Origin of the sequence: Pseudomonas sp. 43mfcvi1.1, assembly GCF_900115935.1 — a bacterium.
Taxonomy (GTDB): Bacteria; Pseudomonadota; Gammaproteobacteria; order Pseudomonadales; family Pseudomonadaceae; genus Aquipseudomonas; species Aquipseudomonas bijieensis.
The window spans coordinates 115501-138044 of sequence record NZ_UETT01000003.1 but is presented as its reverse complement, the minus strand read 5'-3'; the positions used below and the strand labels follow the sequence as shown (position 1 = coordinate 138044).

The 22544-nt window shown below is 61.8% G+C and carries 23 protein-coding genes and 1 other RNA gene; 13 read left to right on the top strand and 11 right to left on the bottom strand.

The window, feature by feature from the left end:
• Positions 1 to 34: 34 nt before the first annotated feature.
• Positions 35 to 484 (bottom strand): EVE domain-containing protein, encoded by a 450-nt coding sequence (locus DTP52_RS06725; protein ID WP_109752580.1) that lies wholly within the window; start codon positions 482 to 484, stop codon positions 35 to 37.
• 195 nt (positions 485 to 679) lie between these two features.
• Here DTP52_RS06725 and DTP52_RS31175 point away from each other — a divergent pair, with 195 nt between their 5' ends.
• Positions 680 to 826: a hypothetical protein gene (locus DTP52_RS31175; RefSeq protein ID WP_162893876.1), complete on the top strand. Its 147-nt coding sequence runs from the start codon at positions 680 to 682 to the stop codon at positions 824 to 826.
• A 35-nt stretch (positions 827 to 861) separates the two neighbouring features.
• Here DTP52_RS31175 and DTP52_RS06720 read toward each other — a convergent pair whose 3' ends face one another.
• From DTP52_RS06720 to DTP52_RS06705, 4 genes are all read right to left on the bottom strand, one after another.
• The gene (locus tag DTP52_RS06720; RefSeq protein WP_109752579.1) at positions 862 to 1467 is read right to left on the bottom strand and encodes a 5-formyltetrahydrofolate cyclo-ligase; all 606 of its coding nucleotides are present in this window, start codon (positions 1465 to 1467) and stop codon (positions 862 to 864) included.
• Positions 1468 to 1584: 117 nt separating this feature from the next.
• Positions 1585 to 1764: non-coding RNA, 6S RNA (ssrS, locus tag DTP52_RS06715), on the bottom strand.
• A gap of 30 nt (positions 1765 to 1794) precedes the next feature.
• On the bottom strand, positions 1795 to 2112 hold the full coding sequence (locus DTP52_RS06710; protein WP_039590276.1) for a cell division protein ZapA: 318 nt from the start codon (positions 2110 to 2112) through the stop codon (positions 1795 to 1797).
• Entirely contained in the window at positions 2109 to 2318 is a 210-nt protein-coding gene (locus DTP52_RS06705; RefSeq protein WP_003177365.1) for a TIGR02449 family protein, read from the bottom strand. The genes DTP52_RS06710 and DTP52_RS06705 overlap by 4 nt, the downstream gene beginning before the upstream one ends.
• Before the next feature lie 130 nt (positions 2319 to 2448).
• On the opposite strand from DTP52_RS06705, the gene DTP52_RS06700 reads away from it, so the two are divergent.
• The 8 genes from DTP52_RS06700 to gcvH all read left to right on the top strand — a co-directional run bounded on the left by DTP52_RS06700 (position 2449) and on the right by gcvH (position 11526).
• Positions 2449 to 3003 (top strand): YecA family protein, encoded by a 555-nt coding sequence (locus tag DTP52_RS06700; RefSeq protein WP_060740134.1) that lies wholly within the window; start codon positions 2449 to 2451, stop codon positions 3001 to 3003.
• 25 nt (positions 3004 to 3028) lie between these two features.
• Entirely contained in the window at positions 3029 to 4363 is a 1335-nt protein-coding gene (gene pepP, locus DTP52_RS06695) for a Xaa-Pro aminopeptidase (RefSeq protein ID WP_109752578.1), read from the top strand.
• On the top strand, positions 4360 to 5547 hold the full coding sequence (gene ubiH, locus DTP52_RS06690; protein WP_109752576.1) for a 2-octaprenyl-6-methoxyphenyl hydroxylase: 1188 nt from the start codon (positions 4360 to 4362) through the stop codon (positions 5545 to 5547). The genes pepP and ubiH overlap by 4 nt, the downstream gene beginning before the upstream one ends.
• 67 nt (positions 5548 to 5614) lie before the next feature.
• The gene (locus tag DTP52_RS06685; protein ID WP_178082470.1) at positions 5615 to 6832 is read left to right on the top strand and encodes a 2-octaprenyl-3-methyl-6-methoxy-1,4-benzoquinol hydroxylase; all 1218 of its coding nucleotides are present in this window, start codon (positions 5615 to 5617) and stop codon (positions 6830 to 6832) included.
• A 225-nt stretch (positions 6833 to 7057) separates the two neighbouring features.
• The gene (locus DTP52_RS06680; protein WP_109752573.1) at positions 7058 to 8062 is read left to right on the top strand and encodes an extracellular solute-binding protein; all 1005 of its coding nucleotides are present in this window, start codon (positions 7058 to 7060) and stop codon (positions 8060 to 8062) included.
• Positions 8063 to 8236: 174 nt separating this feature from the next.
• Positions 8237 to 9853 carry an iron ABC transporter permease gene (locus DTP52_RS06675; protein WP_109752571.1) on the top strand — a complete coding sequence of 539 codons (1617 nt, stop codon included), beginning with the start codon at positions 8237 to 8239 and terminating at the stop codon, positions 9851 to 9853.
• Between the two features lie 155 nt (positions 9854 to 10008).
• Complete coding sequence (gcvT, locus tag DTP52_RS06670) at positions 10009 to 11091, top strand: glycine cleavage system aminomethyltransferase GcvT (protein WP_109752569.1); 1083 nt, start codon at positions 10009 to 10011, stop codon at positions 11089 to 11091.
• A gap of 51 nt (positions 11092 to 11142) precedes the next feature.
• The gene (gcvH, locus tag DTP52_RS06665) at positions 11143 to 11526 is read left to right on the top strand and encodes a glycine cleavage system protein GcvH (RefSeq protein WP_109752567.1); all 384 of its coding nucleotides are present in this window, start codon (positions 11143 to 11145) and stop codon (positions 11524 to 11526) included.
• 179 nt (positions 11527 to 11705) lie between these two features.
• On the opposite strand, the gene DTP52_RS06660 is transcribed toward gcvH, so the two are convergent.
• From DTP52_RS06660 to DTP52_RS06640, 5 genes are all read right to left on the bottom strand, one after another.
• Entirely contained in the window at positions 11706 to 12026 is a 321-nt protein-coding gene (locus DTP52_RS06660) for a DUF2388 domain-containing protein (protein ID WP_170846005.1), read from the bottom strand.
• A gap of 65 nt (positions 12027 to 12091) precedes the next feature.
• The gene (locus DTP52_RS06655) at positions 12092 to 12541 is read right to left on the bottom strand and encodes an NfeD family protein (protein WP_109752565.1); all 450 of its coding nucleotides are present in this window, start codon (positions 12539 to 12541) and stop codon (positions 12092 to 12094) included.
• Positions 12542 to 12550: 9 nt separating this feature from the next.
• On the bottom strand, positions 12551 to 13471 hold the full coding sequence (locus DTP52_RS06650; RefSeq protein WP_014340768.1) for an SPFH domain-containing protein: 921 nt from the start codon (positions 13469 to 13471) through the stop codon (positions 12551 to 12553).
• A 197-nt stretch (positions 13472 to 13668) separates the two neighbouring features.
• Positions 13669 to 15453, bottom strand: a complete 1785-nt coding sequence (locus DTP52_RS06645; protein WP_109752563.1) for a GspE/PulE family protein — start codon at positions 15451 to 15453, stop codon at positions 13669 to 13671.
• A 144-nt stretch (positions 15454 to 15597) separates the two neighbouring features.
• Positions 15598 to 15936 (bottom strand): hypothetical protein, encoded by a 339-nt coding sequence (locus DTP52_RS06640; RefSeq protein ID WP_109752561.1) that lies wholly within the window; start codon positions 15934 to 15936, stop codon positions 15598 to 15600.
• 126 nt (positions 15937 to 16062) lie between these two features.
• On the opposite strand from DTP52_RS06640, the gene DTP52_RS06635 reads away from it, so the two are divergent.
• A complete protein-coding gene (locus DTP52_RS06635; protein ID WP_109752560.1) occupies positions 16063 to 16533 on the top strand; it encodes an Lrp/AsnC family transcriptional regulator in 471 nt (156 codons plus the stop codon).
• A 110-nt stretch (positions 16534 to 16643) separates the two neighbouring features.
• Here the strand turns inward: DTP52_RS06635 and DTP52_RS06630 are convergent, their stop codons facing one another.
• The gene (locus tag DTP52_RS06630) at positions 16644 to 18011 is read right to left on the bottom strand and encodes an inorganic triphosphatase (RefSeq protein ID WP_109752558.1); all 1368 of its coding nucleotides are present in this window, start codon (positions 18009 to 18011) and stop codon (positions 16644 to 16646) included.
• 158 nt (positions 18012 to 18169) lie between these two features.
• Between DTP52_RS06630 and argE the strand changes: the two genes are divergently transcribed.
• From argE to DTP52_RS06615, 3 genes are all read left to right on the top strand, one after another.
• Entirely contained in the window at positions 18170 to 19327 is a 1158-nt protein-coding gene (gene argE, locus DTP52_RS06625) for an acetylornithine deacetylase (RefSeq protein WP_109752556.1), read from the top strand.
• Between the two features lie 137 nt (positions 19328 to 19464).
• A complete protein-coding gene (gene argA, locus DTP52_RS06620; protein ID WP_109752554.1) occupies positions 19465 to 20763 on the top strand; it encodes an amino-acid N-acetyltransferase in 1299 nt (432 codons plus the stop codon).
• A 419-nt stretch (positions 20764 to 21182) separates the two neighbouring features.
• Positions 21183 to 22502, top strand: coding sequence for an OprD family porin (locus DTP52_RS06615; protein WP_109752552.1), 1320 nt, complete (start codon positions 21183 to 21185; stop codon positions 22500 to 22502).
• Positions 22503 to 22544 lie beyond the last annotated feature (42 nt).

Sequence of the window (22544 nt, the reverse complement as noted above, 5' to 3'; positions counted from 1 at the left end):
CGACCGCGCTTGATATCCATCAACTCATCGGCGATCAGCGTAGCGCAATGACCGCTGCCCATTGTTCGGCCGTGACAGGCATCACCGACAGCCGCGAGCCTTTCTGCACCAGCGGCATTTCAGCCAGGGCAGTCTGTTGCTTGAGGTAGTCGAGCTTCAGCACGCGGGGGAAGGTCTCGACATGGGCCACGTCGATCGCGGTCCAGGGGTTTTTATCCGGACTGGCCTTGGGGTCGAAGTAATGGCTGTCGGATTCCAGCGCTGTTGGGTCAGGGTAGGCCGCGCGGACGATCCGGCCGATTCCGGCAATGCCTGGCTCGGGGCAACTGGAGTGGTAGAAAAAGAACGCATCGTCCACCGCCATGGCCCGCAGGAAATTACGCGCCTGGTAGTTGCGAACCCCGTCCCAGCGGGCCTGGCCGAGTTTTTCCAAACCTTGGATGGATAATTCGTCGGGCTCGGATTTCATCAGCCAATAGGCCATGATTGCTACTCCTTGGCGGTGTTGAAAAAAATAGTTCAGCGATTTTATGACAAACCGACAGTCGGTTGACGCCAGAGTTTGCGTGTCGCCGCAGGTTGCCGCAAAATGCCGGCCTTCCAAGCTTGACGCTGCTGCACGGCCAATAAGAAAACCGCTGCTGTCATCGTGTGTGATATGCCTTGAGGGGGGCAATCGATGAAACGCAAACCGGATTTGTTGTGGATCTTGGTCATTCTGTTCGGTCTGGGTGTCGTGACCACGGGTTACGCCCAAAGCCTGTGGGCCAACAAGACCGAGGCGCCGGTGGATATCACCCAACCCGCGCCATCGCTCAAACGCTGAGCCTGCTTTCCTGGCGCCGCTGATTACCGCGGCGCCTACCCCGCGATATACCAATGCCTGTCGCTGACCGTTCCCTGCAGCGGCACGTCCCAGCTTGCCTGCGCCAATCGTTCGACTTTCTGGCATTCATGGGCCAGCCCCAATAGCGTCGGCTTGCGCCACTGCTTGCGTCGCGCCAGATACGCCAGGCTACGGTCATAAAAGCCACCGCCCATGCCCAGCCGGCCTCCCGCATCGTCGAACCCCACCAGTGGCAACAACACCAGATCCAATGTCCAGACCTTGCGCTGTCGGGCGATGTTCTTGCGCGGTTCAGGAATACGAAAGCGGTTGGGCTGCATTTTTTCGCCGGCGTGGATGCGCTGGAACACCATCTTGGTCTGTGGCCACGGGCTGAGCACCGGCAGATAAGTGGCCTTGCCCCGGCGCTGGGCCGCGCGCAGCAGCAGGCGCGGGTCGATCTCACCGTCGTTGGGCAGGTACAGGGCGATGTGTTTCGCACGGCGAAACAGCGGATGCTGGGCCAGTTGTCTGTACAGCCCGCGGGCGGCTTGCCGTTGCTGGGCGGGTGTCAGGGCACGACGGGCCTGGCGCAGCAGGCGTCGAAGTTGCGGGCGGGGCAGCAGCGCGGGTTCGGTCATATCGATGCTTCACGGAGTCGGCGACGGAGCACAGCGTAACCGCAAAACAGGACGCTCAGAAATGCCTGCGCCAGAAACGACAATGCCAGTCCGCATGGACTGGCATTGTCTGGAGTCAGGCTCCCCGGATGAACCGCTGTCGGCTTAGCCCTTGAACCCGAAAGTTCAAGGTGGAAGTTGCAGGGGGCGTTAAGGCTTTCCGTCAAGCGGACATGCACACCGGCCCCAACGTGCAACCCCCGTGGTTGTGCGTATCGGCTCAGGGACATCACCAACTGGCAAGCACCCCAGGGAGTGAGGCGAGTATACCCCAGGCAGCCTCGCGAATCAGCCCTTGCTGACGTCTGGATCGGTGGCGAGCACCAGATCCACCCGATCGAGCAGGTCGCGCACCTGTTCACGGGTCGAGCCGCTGACCTGTACGTCTGGCGTATCCTGGCGATGCAGCAGGTCGTGGGTGATGTTCAAGGCGGCCATCACGGCGATGCGGTCGGCGCCGATGACTTTGCCGCTGCTGCGGATCTCGCGCATCTTGCCGTCCAGGTAACGGGCGGCGCTCACCAGGTTGCTGCGCTCTTCCTGGGGGCAGATGATCGAATATTCTTTGTCGAGGATCTGCACGGTAACGCTATTGCTTGAACTCATGAGTCTTGCTCCAGGGCCTTGAGGCGCGAAATCATCGATTCGACCTTACGCCGGGCGATTTCGTTTTTTTCAATGAGGTGCGCGCGTTCCTCGCGCCAGGTCTTTTCCTGAGCTAATAGGAGTCCGTTTTGGCTCTTAAGTTGCTCGACCCGGTCAATTAGCAACTCGAGTCTGGCCATCAGCGCTTGCAGGTCGGTGTCTTCCATTGTGTCCACTGAAGATTGTGTCTGATGGAGGGATGTAGGTCGTACAGCCTCTGATAGTCTTGGCGAGTCTGTCGATGTAGGATACAAGGCCTCCATTCTAGACATAGCGCCGTCTGGCGCCTAGCTGCCCATGCCCATTCAGAATTCCCCGTATCAAGCATTCGCCACCCTGCTGAGCACCAGCGGTCATCCTGTCTCGCCTGCCGAACTGCATGGCCTGCTGCTCGGTCGCAGTTGCGCCGGCGCCGGTTTCGATGCCGACGGCTGGTTGGCCGACGCCGCCGAGCTGCTGGAAGGCGAGCCGGCGGACAACGTCCGTAACGCGCTCATCGGCCTGCAGGAAATGGTCAAGGGCGAACTGACCAGCGACGACATGACCGTCGTCCTGCTGCTGCCCACTGACGACGCCCCCCTGGCCGAACGCGCCGCTGCGCTGGGCCAGTGGTGCCAGGGCTTCCTCGCCGGCTTTGGCTTGACCCGCCGCGAATACGCCTTGAGCGAAGAGGCCAAGGAAGTGTTGCAGGACTTGGCGGCGATCTCCCAGGTCCAGGATGCCCTGGAAGAGTCCGATGACGGCGAAAGCGACTACATGGAAGTAATGGAGTACCTGCGGGTCGCGCCATTGCTGCTGTTCACCGAGACCAAGAAAACCGATGCAGCGGCCCCCAAGCCATCCTTGCATTAATTTTTAGAGGGAACACCGTCTGCCCATGATTCATATCCCGAAATCGGAATACAGCCGTCGCCGCAAGGCCCTGATGGCGCAGATGGAACCCAACAGCATCGCAATCCTGCCCGCCGCCGCCGTTGCGATCCGCAACCGTGACGTCGAGCACGTCTACCGCCAGGACAGCGACTTCCAGTACCTCAGCGGCTTTCCCGAACCGCAAGCGGTGCTGGTGCTGATGCCCGGTCGGGCCCATGGCGAATACATCCTCTTTTGTCGCGAGCGCAACGCCGAACGTGAGTTGTGGGATGGCCTGCGCGCCGGCCAGGAAGGCGCGATCCGTGACTACGGTGCCGACGACGCATTTCCCATCACCGACATCGACGACATCCTGCCGGGCCTGATCGAAGGCCGCGACCGGGTGTATTCGGCCATGGGCAGCAACCCTGAATTCGACCGACACCTGATGGAGTGGATCAACGTGATTCGCTCCAAGGCCCACCTCGGTGCCCAGCCGCCGAACGAATTCGTTGCCCTGGATCATCTGCTGCATGACATGCGCCTGTATAAATCGGCGGCAGAAGTGAAAGTGATGCGCGAAGCGGCGCGGATTTCCGCCCAGGCGCATGTCCGGGCGATGCAGGCGGCTCGCCCGGGGCTGCATGAATTCAGCCTCGAAGCCGAGCTCGATTATGAGTTCCGCAAGGGCGGGGCGAAGATGCCGGCCTATGGCTCGATCGTCGCGTCGGGGCGCAACAGCTGCATCCTGCATTACCAGCAGAACGACGCGCCGCTCAAGGATGGCGATCTGGTGCTGATCGACGCCGGCTGTGAAATCGACTGCTATGCCAGCGATATCACCCGTACCTGGCCGGTCAGTGGCAAGTTTTCACCCGAGCAGAAGGCGATCTACGAAGTGGTGCTGGCCGCCCAGGAAGCCGCGTTTGCCCAGATCGCGCCGGACAAGCATTGGAACCAGGCCCATGAAGCGACAGTCCGGGTCATTACCGAAGGCCTGGTGCGCCTGGGGTTGCTGCAAGGCGAAGTGGACGAGCTGATCGCCAGCGAAGCCTACCGGGCGTTCTACATGCACCGCGCCGGCCACTGGCTGGGCATGGACGTGCATGACGTGGGCGAGTACCGGGTCGGCGGCGAGTGGCGGGTACTGGAGATCGGCATGACCCTGACGGTGGAGCCGGGCATCTACATCAGCCCGAACAACCGCAGCGTAGCGAAAAAATGGCGCGGCATTGGCGTGCGCATCGAGGATGACGTGGTAGTGACCAAAACCGGTTGTGAAATCCTGAGCCAGGGCGTGCCGAAAACGGTCGCCGACATCGAGGCCCTGATGGCCGCCGCCCGGACTCAAGCGGCATGAGCCGGGTCAACCTGGCGATCATTGGCGGCGGCCTGGTCGGTGCGAGCCTGGCCCTGGCGCTGCAGGCCGGTGCCAAGGCCCGGGGCTGGAAGATCATGCTGATCGAGCCCTTCGCCCCCGGCCATGCCTGGCAGCCGAGCTACGACGCCCGTTCTTCGGCGTTGTCCTACGGGGCCCGGCAGATCTATCAACGCTTGGGCGTCTGGCAGGAAATTTCCCGTCGCGCCGAGCCGATCAAACAGATCCACGTGTCCGATCGCGGGCGATTCTCCACGGCGCGCCTGTCGGCCATGGAAGAAGGCGTGCCGGCCCTGGGTTACGTGGTGGAGAACGCCTGGCTCGGACAGTGCCTGTGGCAAGCTCTGGACAACGAAGTGGTCAGTTGGCGCTGCCCGGCGCAGGTCACTCGGATGGAACCGCTGGTCGGCGGTTATCGCCTGACCCTCGACGACGAAACCACCCTGGAGTGCGACCTTGCCGTACTGGCTGATGGCGGCCGCTCCGGGCTGCGCGAGCAACTGGGCGTCGGCGTGCGTAATCGGCCTTATGACCAGAGTGCATTGATTGCCAACATCACCCCCAGCGAAGCCCACAACGGCATGGCCTTCGAACGCTTCACCGATGACGGCCCGATGGCCTTGTTGCCGCTGCCGGAGAATCGTTGCGCGCTGGTCTGGACCCGTCAGGGCATGGACGCGCAACGGCTGGCGGCCCTCGACGAGCGCAGCTTCCTCAGCGAATTGCAGGGTGTGTTCGGTTATCGCCTGGGTACGCTGAAGCAGGTGGGCGTGCGACATCTGTATCCGCTGGCACTGGTGGAGGCCGAAGAGCAGGTACGTCCGCACTTGGCGATCCTCGGCAACGCCGCTCACAGCCTGCACCCGATTGCCGGGCAGGGGTTCAACCTGTCCCTGCGCGACGCCCAGGCCCTGGCCGATGCCTTGCTCGACAGCGAAAGCGAGCCTGGGGATTTTGCCGTGCTGCAAGCCTACCGCGAGCGCCAGCGAATGGATCAGGCCCTGACCGTCGGGTTTTCCGACCAGGTCACGCGCTTGTTCGCCAGCAGCCTGCCATTGGTGTCCCTGGGGCGTAACCTCGGCCTGCTGGGCCTCGACCTGCTGCCTCCGGCCAAGCGTTGGTTCGCCCGCCAGGCCATGGGGCTGGGGACACGTCCCGATGTTTGAGGACGGGGCTGTCATTTCTTTTCATGGGCGGCTGATGTCGCCAGCAAAACAGGCTTAGAGCATGGAATTGCGTGCAGATCTGCTGATTGTCGGCGCCGGTATGGTCGGCAGCGCCCTGGCGCTGGCGTTGCAGGGCAGTGGCCTGCAAGTGCTGCTGCTCGACGGCAGCCCGATGAGCGTCAAACCCTTCGATGCCCAGGCCGCGTTCGAGCCCCGGGTCAGTGCCTTGTCGACGGCCAGCCAGCGGATTCTCGATCGCCTGGGCGTCTGGGACGGTATCACCGCCCGGCGGGCCAGCCCCTACACCGATATGCACGTCTGGGACGGCAGCGGCACTGGGCAGATCCATTTTTCGGCCGCCAGCCTGCATGCCGAGGCGCTTGGGCACATCGTTGAAAACCGCGTCGTGCAGGACGCCTTGCTGGATCGATTGCATGACTGCGACCTGGGCCTGCTGGCCAATGCCCGGCTGGAACAGATGCGCCGTTCCGGTGACGACTGGCTGCTGACCCTGGCCGATGGCCGTACCTTGCGAGCACCGCTGGTGATTGCCGCCGACGGCGCGAATTCAGCTGTGCGGCGCCTGACCGGTGTGGCGACGAGGGAATGGGATTACCTGCACCACGCCATCGTCACCAGCGTGCGTAGCGCCCGGCCCCATCGAATGACGGCATGGCAGCGCTTCACCGACAACGGTCCGCTGGCGTTCCTGCCACTTGAGCGTGATGGCCAGCACGACTGGTGCTCGATCGTCTGGTCCACCACCCCTGGTGAAGCGCAACGCTTGATGGCGCTCGACGACACAGCGTTCTGCAACGAACTGGAACGGGCCTTCGAAGGCCAGCTCGGTACGGTCGTGAGTGCCGACCCGCGACTTTGCGTGCCCCTGCGCCAACGGCATGCCAAGCGTTACGTGGCCGAAGGGCTGGCGCTGATCGGCGACGCCGCCCATACCATTCACCCTTTGGCCGGGCAGGGCGTGAACCTGGGTTTCCTCGACGCCGCCGTACTGGCCGAAGTGCTGTTGCAAGCGGCTGGACGTGGCGAACGGCTGGCGGATGTGAAGGTGTTGAGCCGCTACGAGCGGCGACGCATGCCCCATAACCTGGCACTGATGGCGGCCATGGAGGGGTTCGAGCGGTTGTTCCAGGCCGATCCGTTGCCGGTGCGCTGGTTGCGTAATACCGGGCTGAAGCTGGTAGACCGCATGCCTGAGGCCAAGGCGCTGTTCGTGCGCGAAGCGCTGGGGTTGATTGGGGATTTGCCGGATTTGGCCAAGGCTTAGATTTTTGTTGGGGCCAAAGGCCTCATCGCGGGCAAGCCTTGCTCCCACTGGTGTGCATTGTGGGACGAGCTTTTGTGGGAGCAAGGCTTGCCCGCGATTGCGGATGCAAAAACACAGTACATCTCATAGCTGCAACATTTGGAAATGTGTCCACCCACTGTTCGATTGAGAAGCCAAATGTGAGTCCTTATCATTTGCGCACTTCATCCTCGAGAGACCGCCCCCATGTCGGCACCCAAGCGCCTGCTGTCCGCCCTCGCCTTGACCCTGATCGGTACGACTGCTGCCCAGGCCGCCGATGAGGTGGTGGTCTACTCCTCGCGTATCGACGAGCTGATCAAGCCAGTCTTCGATGCCTATACCAAGAAGACCGGCGTGTCGGTGAAGTTCATCACCGACAAGGAAGCGCCGCTGATGCAGCGGATCAAGGCCGAAGGCGAGAGCGCCACCGCCGACCTGCTGCTCACCGTCGACGCCGGCAACCTCTGGCAGGCCGAGCAGATGGGCATTCTCCAGCCGTTCACCTCCCCGGTGATCGACGCCAACATCCCCTCTCAATACCGTGCTTCTTCCCACGCCTGGACCGGTTTGAGCCTGCGGGCCCGGACCATTGTCTACTCCACCGACCGGGTTAAACCGAATGAATTGACCACCTATGAAGCGTTGGCTGGCAAAGAGTGGGAAGGCCGCTTGTGCCTGAGGACCTCGAAAAAGGTCTACAACCAGTCCCTGACCGCCACGCTGATCGAAACCCACGGCGCGGAAAAAACCGAGGAAATCCTCAAGGGCTGGGTCAGGAACCTGTCCACCGACGTGTTCTCCGACGACACTGCACTGCTTGAAGCGATCAATGCTGGCCAGTGCGATGTCGGCATCGTCAACACCTACTACTACGGCCGCTTGCACCAGCAGAAGCCGGACCTGAAGGTGAAGCTGTTCTGGCCGAACCAGGCCGACCGTGGCGTGCACATCAACCTTTCGGGTATAGGCTTGACCAAGCATGCACCGCATCCGGAGGCCGCGAAGAAGCTGGTGGAATGGATGACCACGCCAGAGGCGCAGAGCATCTTCGCCGACGTGAACCAGGAGTTCCCGGCCAATCCGAAGGTGGAGCCTTCCAGGGAGGTGGCAGCCTGGGGCAAGTTCAAGGCCGATACCCTGCCGGTGGAAGTCGCGGGTAAACGCCAGGCTGAAGCCATTCGCATGATGGATCGCGCTGGCTGGAACTGAGACCAGTCCTGTTCAGTTCATTGATAACATGTGGCGAGGGAGCTTGCTCCCGCTGGAGGGCGAAGCCCTCCCAGAGTATCTGCGGGCCATGGTCCGGAACTTTGGGGGCTACTTCGTAGCCCAGCGGGAGCAAGCTCCCTCGCCACGTGACTATTTGTTTAATGAGAGTTTTCCTTGGCCCACCCCGCCCAACGCCGCTGGTACCCCCTGGTCTTCGCCATCGCCGCGCTGGTCCTGTTGCCCCTGAGCGTCCTGCTGCTGTCCTGGCAGAGCATCGACCAACAGATCTGGTCCCACCTGTGGGACACCCAGATGCCACGTCTGTTGGGCAATACCCTCACATTGATCCTCGGGGTGGGTTTCGGGGTGACGTTACTGGGTGTCAGTCTCGCCTGGCTCACCAGCCTGTGTGAGTTCCCGGGGCGACGTTGGCTCGACTGGGCGTTGATGCTGCCGTTCGCGATTCCGGCCTACGTGTTGGCGTTTGTCTTCGTTGGCCTGCTGGATTTTGCCGGCCCCGTGCAGACGCTGATGCGTGAATGGTTCGGCAGCGGCCTGCGCCTGCCCCGGGTGCGCTCCACCGGCGGGGTGATCCTGGTGCTGGTGCTGGTGTTTTACCCTTACGTCTATCTGCTGGCGCGCAGTGCCTTCCTGGCCCAGGGCAAGGGCTTGATGGAAGCCGCCCGGGTGCTGGGGCAGTCGCCGTGGCAGGCGTTCTGGCGCGTGGCGTTGCCGATGGCCCGGCCGGCTATCGGTGCGGGCGTGGCGCTGGCGCTGATGGAAACTCTGGCGGATTTCGGCGCGGTATCGGTCTTCAACTTCGACACCTTTACCACCGCCATCTACAAGACCTGGTACGGCTTCTTCAGCCTCTCCAGCGCCGCCCAACTGGCCAGCCTGTTGTTGCTGGCAGTGATGCTGGTGCTCTACGGTGAACGCCGGGCCCGCGGTGCCCACCGAGCCAGTAACGAGCGGCCCCGGGTTAAGGCTCTGTACACGTTGCGCGGCCTCAAGGCCGTGGCAGCCAGCAGTTGGTGCTTCCTGGTCTTTGCCTGTGCATTTGTCATTCCGGTGGTGCAGTTGGTGGTGTGGTTCTGGCAGCGCGGTCGCTTTGACCTGGACGAGCGTTATGCCGGGCTGATCCTTCACACCCTCTACCTGGGAGGCCTGGCCGCCCTGATCACCGTTTGCGTCGCCTTGTTGCTGGCGTTCGCCCGGCGGCTCGCGCCGACCCGCCCCATTCGTGCTGGCGTCGGCCTGGCGAACCTGGGCTATGCCTTGCCCGGTTCGGTGCTGGCGGTGTCGATCATGCTTGCATTCAGCTTTCTGGACCGTGAGCTGGTCATCCCGCTGTCGACCTGGTTCGGCGGTGCAGGCAAGCCGTTGTTGCTGGGCAGCCTGTCGGCACTGTTGCTGGCGTATCTGGTGCGCTTCCTGGCCGTGGCCTACGGACCGTTGGAGAGCAGCCTGGCGCGAATTCGCCCGTCCTTGCCCGAAGCGGCACGCAGCCTTGGGGTCAGTGGGCCACGACTGTTTTTCAAAGTGTATCTGCCGTTGCTGTTGCCCGGCACCTTGAGCGCGGCGTTGCTGGTGTTCGTCGACGTGCTCAAGGAAATGCCCGCGACCCTGCTGATGCGCCCGTTCGGCTGGGACACGCTGGCGGTGCGGATCTTCGAAATGACCAGCGAAGGGGAGTGGGCCCGGGCCGCGCTGCCGGCGCTGACCCTGGTGTTGGTTGGGTTATTGCCGGTCATCGGATTGATACGACGTTCGGCCCATCGAAACAGCTAGGTGCCAGTCCTACCTCATGCGGCTACAATGCGCGGCATTCGGTGCGGTCCGTCTGTCGGACCGGGCAACTGAGAGCGTCAGAAAACTCCTTTTTTCAGGCGTTCGCGCTACGCAGTGCCCGTCCGCACCTTCGCCAAGCCCGGAAGGAGAAACCCATGGGACAGCGTACGCCTCTGTATGACCTTCATCTCGCCCTCGGCGCGAAGATGGTCGATTTTGGCGGTTGGGATATGCCTTTGCACTACGGCTCGCAAGTCGAAGAACACCATCAGGTGCGTCGCGACTGCGGTGTGTTCGATGTCTCCCACATGACCGTGATCGATGTCGCAGGCGTCCAGGCCAAGGCCTGGCTCCAGCGTTTGCTGGCCAATGACGTCGATCGTTTGCAGGACGCAGGAAGTGCCCTGTACAGCGCGATGCTCAACGAGCGCGGCGGCATCGTCGACGACATGATCGTCTACCGTGTCGAAGACGGTTATCGGCTGGTCTTCAACGCCTCGACCCGCGATCAGGACCTGGCCTGGATGCAGGCACAGCTCGGTGACTACGATGTGCAGCTGCATGAGCGACCCGAACTGGCGATGCTGGCGATCCAGGGCCCCCAGGCCCGGCAGAAGATCGCTGAACTGGTGACGCAACAGCGTGGGCAAATCATCCAGCAACTCAAGCCTTTCGAAGGTCGCGCCGACGGCGAATGGTTCATTGCCCGGACCGGCTACACCGGCGAGGATGGCCTGGAAATCGTCCTGCCTGCCCAGGAGGCGCCGAGTTTCTTCAACGACCTGGTAGGTGCCGGCATTTCGCCCATCGGCCTCGGCGCCCGCGATACCTTGCGCCTGGAGGCCGGCATGAACCTCTACGGCCAGGACATCCACCAGGATGTTTCACCGTTGGCCTCGAACATGGCCTGGAGTATCGCCTGGGAACCGGCGAACCGTCAGTTCATCGGGCGCAGTGCGCTGGAAACCGAGCTTGCCAGCGGCGTGCAGCACAAACTGGTCGGGCTGGTGCTGGAAGAACGCGGCGTTTTACGCGCCCATCAGGTGGTTCGCATCGCCAATGTTGGCGAAGGGGAGATCACCAGTGGTAGTTTTTCTCCTACGCTTAGCAAGTCGATCGCCCTGGCACGTGTTCCGATGGCTACCGCCGACCGTGCCGAGGTAGAAATTCGCGGCAAGTGGTATCCGGTACGGGTGGTCAAGCCGACCTTCGTCCGCCATGGCAAAACCCTGATCTAACCTTTTGCGGCGGGCCGCTGGCCGCTGACACTTCTCTTGAGGACACAGAGTATGAGTTTTATCCCTACCGATTTGCATTTTGCCGAAAGCCATGAGTGGGCACGCCTGGAAGCTGACGGTAGCGTCACCGTGGGCATCAGCGATCATGCGCAGGAAGCCTTGGGCGATGTGGTATTTGTCGAGTTGCCCGAGGTTGGTAAGGTGTTTTCCGCAAATGACCAGGCCGGTGTGGTTGAGTCGGTCAAGGCCGCTTCCGATATCTATTCCCCGATTGCAGGTGAAGTGATCGCGGTCAACGAGGAGTTGGGCGGTTCGCCGGAACTGCTGAACTCCGAGCCGTACAGCGCCTGGATCTTCAAGCTCAAGCCAGAGAACAAGGCCGACCTGGACAAGTTGCTCGACGCGGCCGGCTATAAGTCCGCTATCGGCGAATAACCCGGATCTAATGTGGGAGCGGGCTTACTCGCGAAAGCGGTGTGTCAGGTTCAGTATTGTTGACTGATACGCCGCTTTCGCGAGCAAGCCCGCTCCCACAGGATATTGGGGGCAGCCTTGGGATGTTCACCGGGCAAAAAAATGCCGCTCATCGAGCGGCATTTTTTATGGGCTGGGAATCAGTCCTGGGCGACGGCGTTTTTCGCCAGGATCGCGTTGGCCAGCTCCATGTCGGTGGCTTGCAGGCCTGGATTGTCGGCACGAACTTTTTGCATCGCCGCTTCCAGGTAGGGGCCACGAATACCGCCATCACTGGCAACGAAGCTACCGGCATCGTCCTGGGCAGCGACGATCAGCTTGTGATCCTTGAAGGTCAGGTAGGTGGATCCGGTGGTCGCGCCGGATGAGATGACGTTACGCCAAAACGTGTCGGCCATTGCCGAGCCAACAGGAAGAGACAGCAAGGCTAGGGTAGCGACAGCAAGTTTGAGACGCATGATAGGTGACTCCACTGGGTTAACTATGACTTTGGATTACCTGCGCCTCTATTCAGTTCCATGACTTGTCAGTCAGCCCGTTCCACCTGCAGCACCGCGCCTTCCTGTGCCACTACCCTGACCCGCGTGCCAACGGCCGACTCGGGCCCCTTGGCCAGCCAGACACTGTCGGCCACCTTGATCTTGCCACGGCCATCGACAATCGCTTCATGAACCGGGAAAACCTTGCCGATCAGCTCCTGGCCGCGCAGGTTCAGGTGCGGCTGGTCGCTTTGGCGCACAGCGCTGCGCTGGCGCTGCCACCAGTACAGTGCCGTTGCGATGGCGAACAGGCCGAACAACAGGAACTGCATCTCCCACGACATCTGCGGCAGGATGAACGTGAGCACGCCGACCGCGGCGGCGGCCATGCCGATCCACAGCAAGTAGCCGCCGGCGCCGAACACTTCAAGGATCAGCAGGATGACGCCCAGCGCCAGCCAGTCCCAATACGACATGTGTTGCAGGAACTCCCACATAGGCGCGCCTCAGGCTTTCTTGCTGTCGAAGGTGGCCCTGACGATCTCGCCGATGCCGCCGACCGCACCGATGACCTGGCTGGCTTCCAGCGGCATCAGAATCACCTTGCTGTTGTTGGCCGAAGCCAGCTTGCCCAGCGCATCGATGTATTTCTGCGCGACGAAATAGTTCACGGCCTGGACATTACCGTCGGCAATCGCCTGGGACACCACCTGGGTGGCCAGTGCTTCGGCCTGTGCCTGACGCTCGCGGGCCTCGGACTCCAGGAACGCGGCCTGGCGGCTGCCCTCGGCCTCGAGGATTTGCGCCTGCTTCTTGCCTTCGGCGGTAAGAATCGCCGACGCTCGCAGGCCCTCGGCTTCGAGGATCTGGGCACGCTTGATACGTTCGGCTTTCATTTGTCCCGACATGGCGGCCATCAGGTCGGCCGGTGGGCTGATGTCCTTGATCTCGATCCGGGTGATCTTGATGCCCCATGGCGCCGTGGCTTCATCGACGGTGCGCAGCAGTTTTTCGTTGATACCGTCACGCTGGCTCAGCATCGCGTCCAGCTCCATGGACCCCAGCACGGTACGGATGTTGGTTTGCAACAGGTTGCGGATGGCGTGTTCGAGGTTGTTGACCTCGTAGGCCGCCTGGGCCGTATTGACCACCTGGAAGAAGCACACGGCGTCGATCTGCACTGTGGCGTTGTCGGCGGTAATGACTTCCTGGGGCGGGATGTCCAGTACGCTTTCCATGACATTGATCTTGCGCCCGATGCGATCCATCACCGGGATGATGATGTTCAGGCCGGGCTTGAGCGTGTTGGTGTAGCGCCCGAACCGCTCGACAGTCCATTGGTAGCCCTGGGGCACGACCTTGAAACCCATGAACAGGATGGCGACCACGAGGCCGATGAAAAGTAGAAGTACGCTACCGATCTGCATGACGGTTCCCTGTGCGAATTGAGATGGACCTGCGAGCCCTGAGTGTAGGGCAAGCGGCCACTATCTTCCCTATGTGGGAGCAAAGCTTGCTCGCGATGCAGGCGCCTTGCTTCCCAGGGAGACCGCGTTATCTTCATCGCGGGCAAGCCTTGCTCCCACAGCGGGGATAAATCCCCTCGCCACAGGTGCTGCCACAACTATTTCTGCTCGCTCTGTGGCGTAACCCGCAGCACTTCCTCGACTGTGGTCAAGCCAGCCGCCACCTTTTGTGCCCCCGACAAGCGCAGGCTGCGCATGCCTTCCTTGAAGGCCTGGCGGCGCACCGCCAACAGGTCGGTGTCGGGGTGGATCAAGGCCTTGACGCTGTCGGTCAGTTGCATGATTTCGTAGACGCCGGCGCGGCCGCGGTAACCGGTGTCGCGGCATTCCAGGCAACCGACGGCTTGTTGGGCATTGCTCGGCAGCGGTGCCTGCCAGGGCCGGGTCAGGGTCTGCCAGTCATCTTCATCCAGGGTCAGGGGGGCCTTGCACTGCGGGCATAGGGTGCGCACCAGCCGCTGGGCCATGACCCCGAGCACGGTGGCCTTGATCAGGTAATGGGGCACACCCAGCTCCAGCAGGCGACTGATGGCGCTCGGCGCGTCATTGGTGTGCAGCGTCGACAGCACAAGGTGCCCGGTGAGCGCCGCCTGGATCGCCATTTCAGCGGTCTCCAGGTCGCGGATCTCGCCGATCATGATGATGTCCGGGTCTTGTCGCATCAGTGCCCGCACCCCGGCAGCGAAGCTCAGGTCGATGTTGTGCTGGACCTGCATCTGGTTGAAGGATGCCTCGACCATTTCAATCGGGTCTTCGATGGTGCAGAGGTTCACTTCCGGCGTCGCCAGTTTCTTGAGGGTGGTGTAGAGGGTGGTGGTCTTGCCGGAACCGGTAGGCCCGGTTACCAGGATGATGCCGTTGGGCTGGCGGGTCATGTCCTGCCAGCGGCGCAGGTCGTCGGCGGAGAAACCGAGCTGGTCGAAGTCCTTGAGCAACACTTCCGGATCGAAGATCCGCATGACCATTTTTTCGCCGAACGCCGTGGGCAAGGTCGACAGGCGCAATTCCACTTCGCCGCCGTCCGGGGTCTTGGTCTTGACCCGGCCGTCCTGGGGTTTGCGTTTTTCCGCGACGTTCATCCGCCCCAGGCTCTTGAGGCGGCTGACGATCGCCATCGTGACCTGCGGCGGGAACTGATAGACGGTGTGCAGCACCCCGTCGATGCGAAACCGTACGGTGCCCTGCTCGCGGCGCGGTTCGATGTGGATATCACTGGCGCGCTGCTGGAAGGCGTACTGGAACAGCCAGTCGACGATATTGACGATGTGGGCGTCATTGGCGTCCGGCTCCTGGTCGCTGGCACCCAGGTTGAGCAACTGTTCGAAATTGCTCAGGTTGCTCGGCTGCTGGTCGACCGTGGTGGCGCCGCTGACCGATTTGGCCAGGCGATAGAACTCCACGCTCAAGCGCTGGATGTCCACCGGGTTGGCGACCACCCGCTTGATCGGCAGCTTGAGCACGTGGGTCAGGTCGGCTTCCCAACTGCTGACGTAAGGTTGTGCGCTGGCGACGGTGACGGCGTCACGATCGACCGCCACCGCGAGGATCTTGTGACGCTGGGCAAAGGCATAGGACATCAAGGGCGTCACGGCCGCGACGTTGATTTTCAACGGGTCGATGCGCATGTAGGGCTGGCCGGCCTGCTGGGACAACCATAGGGTCAGGCTCTCCAGGTCCAGGCGCTTGCCGGGGCGGCTGAGGTCGTCCAGGTGCTGGTTGGCGATGAACTCCAGGGGATGCAACTGGGCATTGGCGCTGTGGCGTCGGCGGGCGTTAAGCGCGGTTTCGGCTGAATCCTGGCTGATGAAGCCCTGGGCGACCAGTTGGCGCAGCAGATCGTTGAGGTCCAGCCAGCGGTCCTGAGTGGCGTGTTTGGTGGACATGCGGGTTCCTATTGGACAATTGCAGCAAAGCCGCGATACAGACGCTTCGGCGTCCTCGCTCGGTGTGCAAAAGAATAGTCCCGACCCTATGGACCGTTGGGCCACTACCCGACCAATGCATTGCGAAATCTTGCCCGTGGAGGTTCATCCCGCTGCTTGGGCCGGCCCAACCCGTGCAATATCAGCATCTTGCAGGTCCACCGAGCAGACGCTGATCAAGTTACGTAATTTCTCCGCGATGACTTGGGCACGGTGCCAGCTCAGCCCGTCCATGACGATGTCCAGCGACAGCAGATCGTCGAGGCGCTCGACATGAACCTGCTGCGGCGTCAGGCCCTGCAAGGCAAACAGGTTCAACGCCCGGCACAGTAAATCCGGCTCGGCTTCGGCCAGCAGTTGGTACCGCGCCCGGCAATGGGTATTGGCGGCGTGCCAGGCATCGGCGCGGGTCGGGGCAAGGGCAACGGCTTCGAGTGGGGGCATGTTCGGTCTCCTTGGGGGCGGGAGAAATATTTACATGCGCCGTGGGGTATTTCTTATCTAAGATGCGTGAAATTGGCGGTGTTTCGAATTGCCTGATTCTCTAAATCAATCATTGTGGGTTTGATTATGCATAGTGAGTTGGACGCCTACGACCGCAGGATACTGGCACTGCTGCAAGAAGATGCCTCGCTGTCCAGTGCGCAGATCGCCGAGCAGGTGGGTTTGTCGCAATCGCCGTGCTGGCGGCGGATCCAGCGGATGAAGGAGGAGGGCATCATTCGTGGTCAGGTGACGCTGCTGGATCGCAAGAAAATCGGCCTCAATACGCAGATCTTCGCCGAAATCAAACTCAACGCCCATGGACGTTCGAATTTCACCGAGTTCACCGAGGCGATTCGCGGCTTTCCCGAGGTGCTGGAGTGTTACGTGCTGATGGGCTCGGTGGATTTCCTGCTGCGCATCGTCACGGCGGACATCGAGGCCTACGAGCGATTTTTTTTCGAGAAGTTGTCGATGGTGCCGGGGATTCAGGAAGTGAACTCGATCGTGGCGCTGTCGGAGATCAAGTCGACGACGAGTTTGCCGGTGGTGCGCTGAGCTGTCCTGCGGTGTCTGTGCTGGCCACATCGCGAGCAGGCTCGCTCCCACAATGGATCTTCGGCAAATAGAGATCCCATGTGGGAGCGAGCCTGCTCGCGATGGCGATGTTACAGACGCAGCAAAGTCTTCCAAGCCCGATTCTGGTAAACCGCAATCGCCTGTTGCTTGCGTGCATCCAGCGTTTCGTCGGTGATCGGCTGGTTGGCCAGTTGCGCCAGTTTGTTCAACTCGCCGTAGAGGCGGTCCATTTCCGGGATTTCCAGCACATGACGGGCGTGGTGGAGCCAGGCCTGGATGCGTTCGATGCGCGGCAGTTGCTCGGCGAGGTCTTCCGGCTGCTGCTGATAGCGTTGCAATTGCAGGGACGAGGACTCTTCGCCCAGCAGGCGCGACAGCCAACTGCCCAGTTGCGCCGCGCCCTGGCGATTGCCACGGGTGTTGCGCTCGGCGGCCCAACTGCGAGCCAGCAGCCAGCGTGAGGTGTTGAGGGAAAACAGGCCCCAGCGCGGGTCTTGCAGCTCTTCGAGGAACTGTTCCGGCGCGGCCTTGCGCACGTCTTCATCATCCAGGCCGGCCTGGACCAGCGGGCGCCAGTCTTCCAGCAACGCGTCCAGGGCCAGGCGCAAGTCGTGGGTCGATTGGCGCGGCGCGGCCTGGCCGAGGCTGCTGAGCAGGGCGCGCAGTTCGGCGAGGTTTTCCACCCAGTCCTGCAACAGGCGCCAGTGGCCGTTGAAGCGGTATTGCTCGGCCAGGCGCTGGCTGCTGCCGAGCAAATGCCAGCTCAGCGCGGCGAAGGCGTCGTCCAGCGGCGTTTCGGCGGTCAGTTGCGGGGCCGGCAGGCTCAGGGCATAGCTGCCTGCGTCATACAGGCGATAGCCACGCTCGGCCTTGCTGATGTCGCAAGGCATCAACGGCAGGGTCGCGGCCAGTTCGGCTGCCAGTTCCAGCAGGGCGGCGGGTTCGCCTTCGCGCAGCTCCAGCTCCAGCTCGCAGATCTCTTCCTTCTGCTTGCCGACCACGACATGGCCCAGGTCCAGGGCGGCTTCGATGACCACCTTGCTTTTGCCACGGCCCCAGGCGATTTCAGCGCGTTCGCGAACGAAATCGGTGGTGAAGATGGCCTTGAGGGTTTTCTTGTCCAGTTCGGTCAAGGCCTCGGGCCAGCATTCGCCGTCGAGCTTCTTCAGGTCGAGCTTGGCCTTGGGCAGGTGCCAGTCGTACTCATTGCGCTCGGACAGGCCGGCGACGCTCTGGCCGCGGGTCTTGAGGGTCTGGATCACGTCTTCGCCGTCGCGACGCAAGCGCAGGGCGACCTTGGCCCGGGCCAGGTCACGCTCTGGCGTGTCGAAATACTGGTTCATCAGTTCGTGGCGTTCCCAGCCACTCTTGTTGCGTTTTTTCAGCAGCGGATGCTCGCGCAAGGCTGCCAGGGTCTCGCGGCTGACGCGGAGTTTGATTTCGGTTTCTTTCTGCATGGCCGGAAAATCCAGGGATCGGGTGTGCAGCCGGGGGAAGGTGTGGCTGCCAAGGTCGTGCAGTGTACAGGACTCGTCCACCCTAGGTGCTGCGGCGGTTTATTCCTTGCGCCAGATGGTTCTATGATGGACATCAATCTGTAAGCCCGGAGTCAGCGATGCCTTTGCCGTCCATGAAAGATCAATTCGCTGCCCTGATCGCCGCGCCTTCGGTCAGTTGTACCCAGCCTGGGCTCGACCAGTCCAACAGCACCGTGATCGAGCTGTTGGCAGGCTGGCTCACGGAGCTTGGGTTCTCCTGCGATATCCAGCAGGTCAGCCCGGGCAAGTTCAACCTGCTGGCCAGTTTCGGCAGCGGTCCCGGCGGCCTGGTGCTGGCGGGTCACAGTGACACCGTGCCGTTCGACGCCGCGCTTTGGCAGACCGACCCGTTGAAGCTCACCGAGGTCGATGGCCGTTGGGTCGGCCTGGGCAGTTGTGACATGAAGGGTTTTTTCGCCCTGGTCATTGAAGCGGTCAAGCCGCTGCTGGACCAACCGTTCAAGCAGCCGCTGCTGATCCTCGCCACCTGCGACGAAGAAAGCTCCATGGCCGGCGCCCGGGCCCTGGCCGATGCCGGACGACCACTGGGGCGCGCGGCGGTGATTGGTGAACCGACCGGCCTGCGGCCGATTCGCCTGCACAAAGGCGTGATGATGGAGCGCATCGATATTCTTGGGCGCAGCGGTCATTCCTCCGACCCGAGCCTGGGCCACAGCGCGCTGGAAGCCATGCACGATGCCATGGGCGAACTGCGTGGCCTGCGCCTGCAATGGCAGCGTGAATTCCGTAACCCGCAGTTCACCGTACCGCAGCCGACCCTGAACTTCGGCTGCATCCACGGCGGCGACAATCCCAACCGGATTTGCGGGCAGTGCTCCATGGAATTCGACCTGCGGCCCTTGCCCGGCATGGACCCGCAAGTGTTGCGTGCGGCGATCCAGCAGAAGCTCGACCCCATCGCCGAGCGCCATAAGGTCAAGATCGACTACGCCCCGCTGTTCCCCGAAGTGCCGCCGTTCGAGCAGGTCGAGGACTGCGAACTGGTACGGGTGGCCGAGCGACTCACCGGCCATCGAGCCGAAGCAGTGGCGTTCGGCACCGAAGCGCCTTATCTTCAGCGCCTTGGCTGCGAAACCCTGGTACTCGGTCCTGGCGATATCGCCTGTGCCCACCAACCGGGCGAGTACCTTGAAATGTCACGTTTGCAACCTACCGTACAGCTGTTGCGGCAGTTGATCGGTCATTACTGTCTGACGCCGGCCACGGCCGGTTAAATTGCCCCCTTGCGGGCCCGTATTCATCACATGAGGAGAGCGCGCGTGTCGCCAAGCCTGTTCCGACGATAACCACCAGCCCGTTGTGCGTTCTGTTTCGTCTTTTTTTGGCTGTTATTTATTACAGGTCCAGGTTCATGCCCGAATACGTCAATTGGCTTCGTCACGCTTCGCCCTACATCAACGCCCACCGCGATTGCACCTTCATCGTCATGCTGCCCGGCGACGGGGTGGAACACCCTAACTTCGGCAATATCGTCCATGACCTGGTGCTGCTGCACAGCCTCGGCGTGCGCCTGGTGCTGGTCCACGGTTCGCGCCCGCAGATCGAGGCCCGCCTCGCTGCACGGGGGCTGACGCCCCATTATCACCACGGCATGCGCATCACCGATGCCGCCACACTGGAATGCGTGATCGATGCGGTCGGCCAGTTGCGCATCGCCATCGAGGCACGCCTGTCCATGGACATGGCGTCCTCGCCCATGCAGGGCTCGCGGCTGCGGGTCGCCAGCGGCAACCTGGTCACCGCACGTCCCATTGGTGTGCTCGAAGGCGTGGATTATCACCACACCGGTGAAGTGCGCCGGGTCGATCGCAAGGGCATCAATCGCCTTTTGGACGAACGCTCCATCGTGCTGCTGTCGCCGTTGGGATATTCACCCACCGGGGAGATCTTCAACCTCGCCTGCGAAGACGTCGCCACCCGGGCGGCCATCGACCTGGCGGCCGACAAGCTGCTGCTGTTCGGGGCCGAGCAGGGGCTTATCGGTGAGGACGGGCGGCTGGTTCGCGAATTGCGTCCGCAACAGGTTCCGGGCCATATGCAGCGCTTGGGTAGCGACTATCAGGCCGAACTGCTGGATGCGGCGGCCCAGGCCTGTCGTGGCGGTGTCGCGCGCAGCCATATCGTCAGTTATGCCGAGGACGGTGCGCTGCTGGCTGAGCTGTTCACCCGCGATGGCAGCGGTACGCTGGTGGCCCAGGAGCAATTCGAAGTGGTACGCGAAGCGGCCATTGAGGATGTCGGCGGGCTGCTGGACCTGATCAGCCCGCTGGAAGAGCAGGGGATCCTGGTGCGTCGCTCCCGCGAAGTGCTGGAGCGCGAGATCGAACAGTTCAGCGTGGTCGAACGCGAAGGCATGATCATCGCCTGTGCGGCGCTGTACCAGATCGCCGATTCGGATGCCGGGGAGCTGGCCTGCCTGGCAGTGAACCCGGAGTACCGCCACGGTGGCCGGGGCGATGAGCTGCTGGAACGGATCGAAACCCGGGCCCGCGCCCAAGGGCTCAAGACGCTGTTCGTACTGACGACCCGGACTGCCCACTGGTTCCGCGAACGCGGTTTCGAGCCCAGCAGCGTCGACCGTCTGCCGGCCGCGCGGGCGTCGCTCTACAACTATCAGCGTAATTCGAAGATCTTCGAAAAAGCGCTCTGAGCGACCCGTCTAAAAACCCGTGCTGCCGCGGTCTTCTTGATTTCAGACAATGAGCGACTAGTCTGGGAGGGCTCAAGATCGCGGCATGTACGAGCGTTGGTACGCCTGACCACCGTTGCGACGAAACACGCTTCAGGATTCCTCAACGGCGCCGATAAGCCTTGTCTCGGCTTGATGACGCTTTGATGGCAACCATATGTCGAAAAGAGCTGAAAACTGTTGAAACAATTCTTTTTGGAATTATAGAGAATCCATTATCCTGCGGACCGGTGCAGTGGGGGTTAGACCATAGTCGTACTCACAAATGGTTACGATTGACTTGTCAGTCACGGTCTGGCGCTAATCGCGCATCCGCGGAATCCGGGCGTTCGATCCGGAACCAAAGACACACAAGAATTAGAAAACGAGAGGAGCGAAGCATGAAGAAGTCCACCTTGGCCCTGGCTGTGGCCGTTGGGGTTTTGGCGCAGCAGGCAGGCGCCGCTGGTTTTATCGAAGACAGCAAAGCGTCTGTCAGTTCTCGTACGTTGTATTTCAATAACGACAACCATGAAACGGGTAGCGAGGATCTGCGCGAAACGGGCACCGGCCTCAAGTTCGACTACAAGTCCGGCTTCACGCAAGGTGTCGTGGGTTTCGGTATCGACGCTCAGGCACTGGTTGGTATTCGTCTCGATGGCGGTCGTGGCCGTAACAACGGTTCCTATATGCCAGCTGATACGGATGGTTCGGCGGTACATGATTGGAGCCGTCTGTCCGGTAACGTAAAGGCGCTTTTCTCCAAGACCGAGGCCCACCTGGGCGGTGCCCTGGCGCCTAACCTGCCGATCCTGGTTTCCAACGACAGCCGTCTGCTGCCGCAAACCTTTGAAGGTGGCACCATCACCTCCAAGGAAATCGACAGCGTCACTTTCAACGCTGGTCAGTTGGAACACGCCACAGGTCGTGCATCGAGCAACAGCACCGGCCTGGCAGTGGCGGGCGGTACCCAGGACAGCAACCAGTTCCGCTTTGGCGGTGCTGACTGGAAGGTCACCAAAGACCTGACGCTGCAGTACTACTACGCCAACCTGCAGGATTACTACAAGCAACACTTCCTGGGCGCGGTGCATGTTTTCCCGATCAGCGAAGGTCAATCCTTCAAGACGGACCTGCGTTACTTCGACAGCAGTTCCGATGGTCGCAACGGCGACGCGGGTTATCGGTTCAACAACAACGGCGGTTATGCCAAGCATGCGGGCGAGGTCGATAACAAGACCTGGAGCGCCATGTTCACTTACACCCTCGGCGGCAGCGCCTTCCTGCTGGGTCACCAGCAAGTCGGTGATGACGGTGGCTTCGTATACCTGAACCAGGGCAGCGTGGTTAACGGCAACGGTCGTCCCGAAGGTGCCGGCGGCGCGAGCTTCTACCTGTTCACCGACAGCATGATCAACGGGTTTGTCCGCGCAGGTGAAAACACCACCTTCGGCCAATACTCCTATGACTTCGCTTCCTTGGGCGTTCCAGGCCTGAAGGCCTCGGTTGCCTATCTGCGTGGTGACGACGTCAAAACCGCCAACGGCGCAAGCGATTACTCCGAGTGGGAACGCGACATGCGTGTGGATTACGTAATCCAGCAGGGCGCGTTGAAAGGCTTCGGCACTACCCTGCGTCAGGGTACCTACCGTAGTAGCGGTGCAGGCGACAGCCAGGATCAGACCCGCCTGATCTTCAACTACACTTACAACTTCATGTAAGACGTAGCGAAGTAAAAAAAGCCCCGCCCGGCAGCACGCCGG